General features: G+C 55.8%; 10 protein-coding genes. 8 read left to right on the top strand and 2 right to left on the bottom strand.

The genetic code is table 11. From position 1 onward, the window contains the following. Window positions 1–1,134, bottom strand: a 1,134-nt coding sequence (gene icd / locus LRM19_RS04465; protein ID WP_271367672.1) for an NADP-dependent isocitrate dehydrogenase, incomplete at its 3' end; no start/stop codon positions are given. A 117-nt stretch (window positions 1,135–1,251) separates the two neighbouring features. Between icd and rluE the strand changes: the two genes are divergently transcribed. The 8 genes from rluE to LRM19_RS04425 all read left to right on the top strand — a co-directional run bounded on the left by rluE (window position 1,252) and on the right by LRM19_RS04425 (window position 9,061). Next, window positions 1,252–1,905, top strand: coding sequence for a 23S rRNA pseudouridine(2457) synthase RluE (gene rluE, locus LRM19_RS04460; protein WP_271367671.1), 654 nt, complete (start codon window positions 1,252–1,254; stop codon window positions 1,903–1,905). 9 nt (window positions 1,906–1,914) lie between these two features. Continuing rightward, window positions 1,915–2,388 carry an NUDIX hydrolase gene (locus LRM19_RS04455; RefSeq protein ID WP_271367670.1) on the top strand — a complete coding sequence of 158 codons (474 nt, stop codon included), beginning with the start codon at window positions 1,915–1,917 and terminating at the stop codon, window positions 2,386–2,388. Between the two features lie 40 nt (window positions 2,389–2,428). After that, entirely contained in the window at window positions 2,429–3,541 is a 1,113-nt protein-coding gene (gene mnmA / locus LRM19_RS04450) for a tRNA 2-thiouridine(34) synthase MnmA (RefSeq protein ID WP_271367669.1), read from the top strand. A 27-nt stretch (window positions 3,542–3,568) separates the two neighbouring features. Next, complete coding sequence (gene hflD, locus LRM19_RS04445) at window positions 3,569–4,198, top strand: high frequency lysogenization protein HflD (RefSeq protein ID WP_013097081.1); 630 nt, start codon at window positions 3,569–3,571, stop codon at window positions 4,196–4,198. 19 nt (window positions 4,199–4,217) lie between these two features. Beyond that, entirely contained in the window at window positions 4,218–5,588 is a 1,371-nt protein-coding gene (gene purB / locus LRM19_RS04440; protein ID WP_008500757.1) for an adenylosuccinate lyase, read from the top strand. Window positions 5,589–5,711: 123 nt separating this feature from the next. Further along, window positions 5,712–6,383, top strand: a complete 672-nt coding sequence (phoP, locus tag LRM19_RS04435) for a two-component system response regulator PhoP (protein ID WP_028019015.1) — start codon at window positions 5,712–5,714, stop codon at window positions 6,381–6,383. After that, window positions 6,384–7,847: a two-component system sensor histidine kinase PhoQ gene (gene phoQ, locus LRM19_RS04430; RefSeq protein ID WP_111965562.1), complete on the top strand. Its 1,464-nt coding sequence runs from the start codon at window positions 6,384–6,386 to the stop codon at window positions 7,845–7,847. Window positions 7,848–7,939: 92 nt separating this feature from the next. Then, window positions 7,940–9,061: a ribosomal protein uL16 3-hydroxylase gene (locus LRM19_RS04425; RefSeq protein ID WP_271367668.1), complete on the top strand. Its 1,122-nt coding sequence runs from the start codon at window positions 7,940–7,942 to the stop codon at window positions 9,059–9,061. A gap of 41 nt (window positions 9,062–9,102) precedes the next feature. Here the strand turns inward: LRM19_RS04425 and pepT are convergent, their stop codons facing one another. Further along, entirely contained in the window at window positions 9,103–10,326 is a 1,224-nt protein-coding gene (gene pepT, locus LRM19_RS04420; RefSeq protein WP_111965560.1) for a peptidase T, read from the bottom strand. Window positions 10,327–10,369: the final 43 nt, after the last annotated feature.

Genomic DNA, 10,369 nt, shown 5'->3' with positions numbered 1-10,369 from the left:
TTTAACGATCAGGTCTGCGGCTTCGAACCATTCCATATGACGCAGCATCATTTCTGCAGACAGGATGATAGAGCCTGGGTTCACTTTGTCCTGACCCGCGTATTTTGGTGCAGTACCGTGTGTCGCTTCGAACAGGGCGCATTCATCACCGATGTTCGCGCCAGGGGCGATACCGATACCGCCAACCTGCGCTGCCAGGGCGTCAGAAATGTAGTCACCGTTCAGGTTCATACAGGCAATCACGTCGTATTCTGCAGGACGCAGCAGGATCTGCTGCAGGAACGCATCGGCGATCACATCTTTAATGACGATCTCTTTGCCGGTGTTCGGGTTCTTGATCTTCTGCCATGGGCCGCCGTCGATCAGCTCACCGCCGAACTCTTCTTTCGCCAACTGGTAGCCCCAGTCTTTGAACGCGCCTTCGGTGAACTTCATGATGTTGCCTTTGTGAACCAGGGTCACAGAGTCGCGGTCGTTGGTGATAGCGTATTCAATCGCCGCACGCACCAGACGCTTGGTCCCTTCTTCGGAACATGGCTTGATGCCGATACCACAATGCTCAGGGAAGCGAATTTTCTTCACGCCCATCTCTTCGCGCAGGAATTTAATCACTTTTTCTGCGTCAGCAGAGTCCGCTTTCCATTCGATACCCGCGTAGATGTCTTCTGAGTTTTCGCGGAAGATAACCATATCGGTCAGTTCAGGGTGCTTAACCGGGCTTGGGGTGCCCTGATAGTAACGAACCGGACGCAGACACACGTACAGGTCCAGCTCCTGACGCAGTGCCACGTTCAGGGAACGGATACCGCCGCCAACTGGCGTCGTCAGTGGGCCTTTAATAGCAACGCGGTAGTCGCGGATCAGGTCCAGCGTTTCTGCTGGCAGCCAGACGTCCTGGCCATAAACTTGAGTAGATTTCTCACCGGTGTAAATTTCCATCCAGGAAATTTTACGCTCGCCTTTGTAGGCTTTCTCAACAGCGGCATCAACCACTTTCAGCATCGCCGGGGTAACGTCTACACCGATTCCGTCACCTTCAATGAACGGGATAATCGGATTGTGAGGAACGTTAATCTTGCCGTTTTGCAGGGTGATCTTTTTACCTTCCGCCGGAACAACTACTTTGCTTTCCATTAACCTCTCCTTCGAGCGCTTCTGGTTGTTACTGATCTTATGTTAATAAATTGTAATGAGCCCTTCGATAGTACCTGATTGTCCTGCGCCATGAAAGGTCTTCGTTATTAGGCTATAATGCGGCAATTGATAACGCCTGAAAATACCATGAAGAAAACTTCTTTTACAAAACACCGGGTTGAGCGATTCAGCTCACGACAAGCCGCCAGAAGACCGCAAGAAACCCAGCCAAAGCGGGTTATTTTGTTCAATAAACCCTACGATGTTTTGCCGCAGTTTACCGATGAAGCCAGGCGCAGCACGCTGAAGGATTTTATTCCCGTTCAGGGCGTCTACGCAGCCGGGCGTCTGGACCGCGACAGCGAAGGCCTGCTGGTCTTAACCAACGACGGCGCGCTGCAGGCGAGGCTCACGCAGCCGGGCAAACGCACCGGCAAAATTTACTTCGTCCAGGTCGAAGGCGAGCCGGACGAACAAACGCTGGAAAAATTGCGCAAAGGCGTCACGCTGAACGACGGCCCAACCCTGCCCGCAGGTATTGAACGCGTGAATGAACCGGAGTGGCTGTGGCCGCGCAATCCGCCGATTCGTGAACGCAAATCCATCCCGACAAGCTGGCTCAAAATCACCCTTTACGAAGGCCGCAACCGTCAGGTTCGCCGCATGACCGCACATGTCGGCTTCCCTACCCTGCGTCTGATTCGCTACGCCATGGGCAGCTACACGCTGGAAACGCTGGCAAACGGCGAATGGCGCGACGTCACCCCTTAAGGAGTCACTATGTTTAAACCTCATGTTACGGTTGCCTGCGTGGTCCACGCCCGGGGTAAATTCCTGGTTGTCGAAGAGATCATTAACGGCAAAGCGCTGTGGAACCAGCCTGCCGGACACCTTGAAGCCAATGAGACCCTGCTGCAGGCAGCGAAACGCGAGCTGTGGGAAGAGACCGGTATTCACGCTGAACCCCAGCACTTCATCCGTATGCACCAGTGGATTGCGCCCGACAGCACCCCATTCCTGCGCTTTTTATTCGCCGTTGAGCTTAGCGAAACGTGCGCCACTGAGCCGCAGGATGACGATATCAACCGCTGTCTGTGGGTCACCGCCGACGAGATCCTGAACGCGCCAAACCTGCGCTCCCCGCTGGTTGCGGAAAGCATTCGCTGCTGGCAGTCAGGCGCACGCCTGCCGCTGGATGTCATCGGCGCATTTAACTGGCCGTTTACAGAGGGTGCCAATGGTGGGGGGGCGTGATAGAATACGCCGCCTTGAAGTTCAATGTCGTGAGTATTCCATGTCAGATAACAGCCAGAAAAAAGTGATCGTCGGCATGTCCGGCGGTGTCGATTCCTCCGTTTCCGCCTACCTGTTACAGCAACAGGGCTATAAGGTGGAGGGCCTGTTCATGAAGAACTGGGAGGAAGATGACGGCGAGGAATACTGCACTGCCGCAGCGGATCTTGCCGACGCGCAGGCCGTATGCGATAAGCTTGGCATTGAACTGCACACCGTTAACTTTGCCGCAGAATACTGGGACAACGTTTTTGAACTGTTCCTCGAAGAGTACAAAGCGGGCCGCACGCCGAACCCGGATATTCTGTGCAACAAAGAGATCAAATTTAAGGCCTTCCTGGAATTCGCCGCGGAAGATTTGGGCGCTGACTACATCGCGACCGGCCACTACGTGCGTCGTGCAGACGTGAATGGTAAAAGCCAGCTGCTGCGCGGTCTGGACGGCAACAAAGATCAAAGCTATTTCCTCTATACGCTGAGCCACGAGCAGATCGCCCAGAGCCTGTTCCCGGTCGGCGAGCTGGAAAAGCCGCAGGTGCGTAAAATCGCCGAAGAGCTGGACCTGATCACCGCGAAGAAAAAAGACTCTACCGGCATCTGCTTCATCGGCGAGCGTAAATTCCGCGATTTCCTGGGGCGCTACCTGCCCGCACAGCTGGGTAAAATTGTCACCGTCGACGGGGAAGAGATTGGCCAGCACCAGGGGCTGATGTACCACACCTTAGGCCAGCGTAAAGGCCTGGGTATCGGCGGGACGAAAGAAGGTAGCGAAGATCCGTGGTACGTCGTCGACAAAGATGTCGAAAACAATATTCTGGTTGTTGCTCAGGGTCACGACCATCCGCGTCTGATGTCCGTTGGCCTGATCGCGCAGCAGCTGCACTGGGTCGATCGTGAGCCGCTGAAAGGCACGCTGCGCTGCACGGTGAAAACACGCTACCGTCAGACCGATATTCCTTGCACCGTTACCGCGCTCGATGACGATCGCATTGACGTGCGCTTCGACGAGCCGGTTGCCGCCGTCACCCCAGGTCAGTCTGCTGTCTTCTACAGCGGTGAGATCTGCCTGGGCGGCGGGATCATTGAACAGCGCCTGCCGCTGCCTGCTGTTTAATACGATTGCACACATAAAGGAGACCGTGTGGCGAAGAACTATTATGACATCACCCTGGCGCTGGCGGGAATTTGCCAGTCAGCCCGTCTGGTGCAACAGCTCGCGCATCAGGGTCATTGCGACGCTGATGCCCTGCACGTTTCACTGAACAGCGTTATCGATCTTAACCCCGGCTCGACCCTGGGCGTGTTCGGCGGCAGTGAAACCAATCTTCGTCTCGGTCTTGAAACCCTGCTTGGCGTGCTTAACGCCAGCAGCCGTCAGGGATTAAACGCAGAGCTGACCCGCTACACGTTGAGCCTGATGGTGCTGGAGCGTAAGCTGAGCGCAGCAAAAGGCGCGCTTAATACCCTGGGCGATCGCATTGCCGGGTTACAGCGTCAGCTCGACCATTTTGATCTGCAGTCCGAAACGCTGCTCAGCGCGATGGCCGGCATTTATGTTGACGTCATCAGCCCGCTGGGACCGCGTATACAGGTCACCGGCTCCCCTGCCGTGCTGCAAAGTCCGCAGGTACAGGCAAAAGTGCGCGCGTCCCTGCTGGCTGGGATCCGCGCCGCCGTGCTGTGGCACCAGGTCGGTGGTGGCCGCCTGCAGTTAATGTTTTCTCGTAATCGCCTGACCACTCAGGCAAAACAAATTCTTGCTCATTGTTAACCTCCCGGAGTTGCGAATTATGGAATTATCCTCACTGACCGCCGTATCCCCTGTCGATGGACGCTACGGCGATAAAGTCAGCGCGCTGCGCGGGATCTTCAGCGAATATGGTTTGCTGAAGTTCCGTGTTCAGGTTGAAGTACGCTGGCTGCAAAAGCTGGCCGCCCAGGCAGCAATCAAGGAAGTTCCTGCTTTTGACGAAAAGGCAAACGATTACCTTGATAAAATCGTTGCTGAGTTTAGCGAACAAGACGCCGCGCGCATTAAAACCATTGAACGCACTACCAACCACGACGTGAAGGCGGTTGAGTACTTCCTGAAAGAGAAAGTGGAAAGCGTCCCTGCGCTGCACGCCGTGTCTGAGTTCATTCACTTCGCCTGTACCTCTGAAGACATCAACAACCTGTCCCATGCGCTGATGCTCTCCACCGCGCGCAAAGAGGTGGTGCTGCCTTACTGGCGTAAAATCATCGACGCAGTAAAAGCGCTGTCCGTGGAATACCGCGACATTCCGCTGCTCTCCCGTACTCACGGCCAGCCAGCCACCCCGTCCACGATGGGTAAAGAGATGGCCAACGTCGCGTACCGTATGGAGCGCCAGTATCGTCAGCTGGAACAGGTTGAGATCCTCGGCAAAATCAACGGCGCGGTCGGTAACTATAACGCCCACATCGCCGCTTACCCGGAAGTGGACTGGCACCAGTTCAGCGAAGAGTTCGTGACCTCTCTGGGCATTCAGTGGAACCCGTACACCACCCAGATTGAGCCGCACGACTATATCGCCGAGCTGTTTGACTGCATCGCGCGCTTCAACACCATCCTGATCGACTTCGATCGTGACGTGTGGGGCTACATCGCCCTGAACCACTTCAAACAGAAAACCATCGCGGGTGAAATCGGCTCTTCCACCATGCCGCACAAAGTAAACCCAATCGACTTCGAAAACTCCGAAGGCAACCTGGGCCTGGCGAATGCCGTGCTGCAGCATATGGCGAGCAAACTGCCGGTATCCCGCTGGCAGCGCGACCTGACCGACTCCACCGTACTGCGTAACCTGGGCGTGGGCATCGGCTACGCGCTGATCGCGTATCAGTCCACCCTGAAAGGCGTAAGCAAACTGGAAGTAAACCGTGACCGTCTGCTGGACGAGCTGGATCACAACTGGGAAGTGCTGGCGGAGCCGATTCAGACCGTGATGCGTCGTTACGGTATCGAAAAACCGTACGAAAAACTGAAAGAGCTGACCCGCGGCAAACGCGTTGACGCCGAAGGCATGAAGCAGTTTATCGACGGTCTGGCGCTGCCGGAAGAAGAGAAAACGCGCCTGAAGGCGATGACTCCGGCGAACTACATTGGCCGCGCCATCACCATGGTCGACGAGCTGAAGTAACGCCCCTCTCCCCCTTTTCGCCCGAAAAGGGGGATGCTTTTCCCCGGTTTACTCAATGTTTATCCCCAAAACAACATAATCAGCGTTAAACTATTCATACCAATTATTTAGGGAGAAGAGATGATGCGCGTACTGGTTGTTGAGGATAACGCATTGCTACGTCATCACCTGAAGGTTCAGCTTCAGGAGATGGGACATCAGGTGGACGATGCTGAAGACGCAAAAGAAGCCGATTATTATCTCAATGAACACCTGCCGGATATCGCCATTGTCGATTTAGGGCTGCCTGACGAAGACGGTCTGTCGTTGATTCGCCGCTGGCGCAGCCACGATGTCTCCCTACCGGTTCTGGTTCTGACCGCCCGTGAAGGCTGGCAGGATAAGGTCGAAGTGCTCAGCGCGGGTGCGGATGATTACGTCACCAAGCCGTTTCATATTGAAGAGGTGGCGGCGCGCATGCAGGCGCTGTTACGCCGCAATAGCGGGCTGGCCTCACAGGTTATTTCCATCCCGCCTTTCCAGGTCGATCTTTCCCGTCGGGAGTTAGCGATCAATGATGAAGTGATCAAGCTTACCGCCTTCGAATACACCATTATGGAAACGCTGATCCGTAACAACGGCAAAGTGGTAAGCAAAGATTCCTTAATGCTCCAGCTTTACCCTGATGCGGAACTGCGCGAGAGCCATACCATTGACGTGCTGATGGGGCGTTTGCGCAAGAAAATTCAGGCGCAGTATCCGCAGGATGTCATTACCACCGTCCGTGGCCAGGGCTACCTGTTCGAATTACGCTAAATGAGACGGATTTTACGCCATATTCTGCCCCTCTCCCTGAGGGTTCGTTTCTTACTGGCAACGGCCGCCGTCGTGCTGGTGCTGTCGCTCTCCTACGGCATGGTCGCCCTGGTGGGCTACAGCGTCAGCTTTGATAAAACCACCTTTCGACTGCTGCGTGGCGAAAGCAATCTTTTTTATACCCTGGCGAAGTGGGAAAACAATCAAATCACCGTCGAAATGCCGGAAAACCTCAACCAGCAGAGTCCAACGCTGGCCCTGATTTATGACGAAAAGGGCAAGCTACTGTGGGCGCAGCGTGACATCCCATGGCTGGTCAAAAGCATTCGTCCGGACTGGCTCAGAACCAACGGGTTTCATGAAATTGAAGCCGATCTCAACACCACCAGCTCGCTGATCCGTGAAGATCGCTCCCTGCAGCAAAAGCTGAACGAGATCCGCGCCGACAATGCCGAAACGGAGATGACGCACTCCGTCGCGATTAACCTCTATCCGGCGACGCTAAACATGCCGCAGCTGACCATTGTGGTGATCGACACCATTCCGGTCGAGCTGAAGCGTTCTTATATGGTCTGGAGCTGGTTCATCTATGTTCTGGCTGCGAATCTCCTGCTGGTGATCCCGCTGCTGTGGGTGGCGGCATGGTGGAGCTTGCGCCCCATTGAATCACTGGCGAAAGAGGTTCGCGAGCTGGAGGAACATCATCGCGAGAAGCTGAACCCGGAAACCACGCGCGAGCTCACCAGCCTGGTGCGAAACCTCAACCGCCTGCTGAAAAGCGAACGCGAACGCTATGATAAATACCGTACGACGCTTACCGACCTGACCCACAGCCTGAAAACCCCGCTCGCGGTCATGCAAAGTACCCTCCGTTCAATGCGCAGTTCGAAGCTGAGCGTCGACGATGCTGAGCCGGTGATGCTGGAACAGATCAGCCGTATTTCACAGCAAATTGGCTATTACCTGCATCGCGCCAGCATGCGTTCCGGCAGCGCGCTGCTGAGCCGCGAGCTGCACCCGGTTGCCCCGCTTCTGGATAACCTCACGTCCGCCCTCAACAAGGTGTATCAGCGTAAAGGGGTGAATATCAGCCTCGATATCTCGCCAGAGATAAGCTTTGTGGGTGAAAAAAATGACTTCATGGAAGTGATGGGTAACCTGCTGGATAACGCCTGCAAATACTGCCTGGAGTTCGTGGAAGTATCAGCGCGCCAGACGGAAACCGAGCTGCATATTATCGTTGAGGATGATGGCCCGGGGATCCCGCGCAATAAGCGTGACGTGGTGTTCGATCGCGGGCAGCGCGCCGATACGTTACGTCCAGGACAGGGCGTAGGATTAGCCGTCGCGCGCGAGATTGTCGACCAGTACGACGGGAAAATCGAAACCAGCGAGAGCCTGCTGGGCGGTGCCAGAATGGAGGTCATTTTTGGTCGCCAGCAGCCCACATCGAACGATAGTTAACCCGTTATGTGAAAAATGCGAGGATCTCGCAGCCGGGGGGCTGAGCTTCCGTTATAATCCGAGTCAGTAAGAGCCTGCGGAATAAAAAAATTATGGATTATCACTTAACGCTTAACTGGCCCGAGTTTATTGAACGTTACTGGCAAAAACGCCCGGTGGTTCTGAAACGCGGGTTCAGCAATTTTGTCGACCCCATCTCGCCTGACGAGCTGGCCGGTCTGGCCATGGAAAACGAAGTCGACAGCCGTCTGGTCAGCCACCAGGACGGGAAATGGCAGGTCAACCACGGTCCTTTCGAAAGCTACGATCACCTCGGTGAAAACAACTGGTCTCTGCTGGTGCAGGCGGTCAACCACTGGCACGAGCCAACTGCCGCCTTAATGCGTCCGTTCCGCGCCCTGCCCGACTGGCGCATGGACGATCTGATGATCTCCTTCTCCGTGCCTGGCGGCGGCGTGGGTCCGCATCTGGACCAGTACGACGTATTCATCATTCAGGGTACGGGCCGCCGCCGCTGGCGCGTGGGCGAAAAAGTACCTATGAAGCAGCACTGCCCGCATCCGGACCTGCTGCAGGTTGATCCGTTTGAAGGGATTATCGACGAAGAGCTGGAGCCGGGCGATATTCTCTACATTCCGCCTGGATTCCCTCACGAGGGTTACTCCCTGGAAAACTCCCTGAACTACTCCGTGGGATTCCGCGCGCCAAGCGGCCGCGAGATGATCAGCGGATTTGCCGACTACGTTCTGCAACGCGAGCTGGGCAGCTATCGTTACAGCGACCCCGATGTGCCTGCACGCGAGCATCCGGCCGATATCCTGCCCGCAGAGCTGGATAAGCTGCGCGGCATGATGCTGGATCTGATCAACGAACCGGAACATTTCCGTCAGTGGTTTGGCGAGTTTATCAGCCAGTCTCGTCATGAGCTGGACGTTGCGCCACCGGAGCCGCCTTATCAGGCTGACGAGATTTATGATGCGCTCCAGCAGGGCGACAAGCTGGTACGTCTGGGCGGGTTGCGCGTGCTGCGCATTGGCGAGGAGGTATTCGTCAACGGCGAGAAGCTGGACTCTCCGCACCGTCCAGCGCTCGAATCCATAGCCAGCCATTTGGTGCTGACTGCCGATACCTTTGGCGATGCGCTGGAAGACCCGTCTTTCCTCGCGATGCTGGCCGCGCTGGTTAACAGCGGGTACTGGTTCTTTGAGGACTGAGTCGCCTTAATGCCCGGTGGCGCTTTGCCACCGGGCTTTTCTTACCGCTTCGCGGTCAACTCCGCTATCCGCACTATCACCTTCACCGCTTTTTCCATTCCTTCGAGCGTCACAAACTCATGCTTGCCATGGTAGTTGTAGCCACCGGTAAACAGGTTCGGGCACGGTAGCCCCATGAATGACAGCTGAGAACCGTCGGTGCCGCCGCGAATCGGTTTTAATATAGGTTCAATATCGCAGTCGCGCATCGCCTGCTGGGCGATATCGAGAATATGCGGATGCGCCATCACCTTCTCGCGCATATTGTAATAGCTGTCTTCGATGATGAGCTCAATGTAGCAGTCGGGATGCAGGCCCTTACCCACCTTCTTGGCGATCTCCATCATCTTACGCTTGCGTGCCTCGAAGGCTTTACGGTCGAAATCGCGGATGATGTAGTGCATCTGCGCGCTGTCCACGGTGCCTTTGATGCTGGTCAGGTGATAGAAACCTTCATACCCCTCGGTCTGTTCGGGGCTCTCTTCCGCCGGGACTTCCGCATGAATTCGCGACGCCAGCGACAGCGCGTTCACCATGACGCCTTTCGCCGAACCGGGGTGAACGTTGTTGCCGACAATTTTGATCGTGACGGACGCGGCATTGAAGTTTTCATATTCCAGCTCACCGACGCCGCCACCGTCGACGGTGTAGGCCCACTGGGCGTTAAAGGCGTCCACGTCGAAGTGCTTCGCGCCCTTGCCGACCTCTTCATCCGGCGTAAAGGCCACGCGGATGTCGCCGTGCGGAATATCTTTGCCCTTCAGCACCGCCAGCGCCGTCATGATTTCCGCGATCCCCGCTTTGTCATCCGCCCCCAGCAGGGTTTTCCCGTCGGTGGTGATCAGCGTCTGGCCCAGCAGCTGATGCAGCACCGGGAACATCACGGGCGAGAGCACTTCGTCGCCAATGCCCAGCGCAATGTCGCCGCCGCGGTAATTTTCCACAATCTGCGGGTTCACATTTTTACCGCTAAAATCAGGAGAGGTGTCGACATGGGAGATAAAGCCAATCGCCGGAATGTCACCCGGGACATTCGCCGGCAGCGTTCCCATCACAGTGCCTTTCTCGCTTAACGTGACGTTGACCAGCCCCATGGCGTCAAGCTGCTCTTTCAGCAGGTTTAATAACTTCCACTGGCCTTCGGTGCTCGGCACCTGGCGAACACCCGGCTTAGATTGGGTATCCAGCGAAACGTACTGTAAAAAACGCTCAAGTAATTTATCCATGCAGTCACCCTCACTTTTTGTGACAACATTATCAATAAGCATC

The sequence above is a fragment of the Enterobacter sp. PI-10 genome (assembly GCF_027947695.1).
GTDB lineage: Bacteria > Pseudomonadota > Gammaproteobacteria > Enterobacterales > Enterobacteriaceae > Enterobacter > Enterobacter vonholyi.
Note: the sequence above shows the minus strand (reverse complement) of the source record. Positions and strands in the feature narration are given on the sequence as shown.

Coding starts and splice junctions, on each gene's coding strand:
- rluE (WP_271367671.1), top strand. CDS start 1,252: ATGCGGCAATTGATAACGCCTGAAAATACCATGAAGAAAACTTCTTTT.
- purB (WP_008500757.1), top strand. CDS start 4,218: ATGGAATTATCCTCACTGACCGCCGTATCCCCTGTCGATGGACGCTAC.
- LRM19_RS04425 (WP_271367668.1), top strand. CDS start 7,940: ATGGATTATCACTTAACGCTTAACTGGCCCGAGTTTATTGAACGTTAC.
- phoP (WP_028019015.1), top strand. CDS start 5,712: ATGCGCGTACTGGTTGTTGAGGATAACGCATTGCTACGTCATCACCTG.
- pepT (WP_111965560.1), bottom strand. CDS start 10,326: ATGGATAAATTACTTGAGCGTTTTTTACAGTACGTTTCGCTGGATACC.
- mnmA (WP_271367669.1), top strand. CDS start 2,429: ATGTCAGATAACAGCCAGAAAAAAGTGATCGTCGGCATGTCCGGCGGT.
- LRM19_RS04455 (WP_271367670.1), top strand. CDS start 1,915: ATGTTTAAACCTCATGTTACGGTTGCCTGCGTGGTCCACGCCCGGGGT.
- phoQ (WP_111965562.1), top strand. CDS start 6,384: ATGAGACGGATTTTACGCCATATTCTGCCCCTCTCCCTGAGGGTTCGT.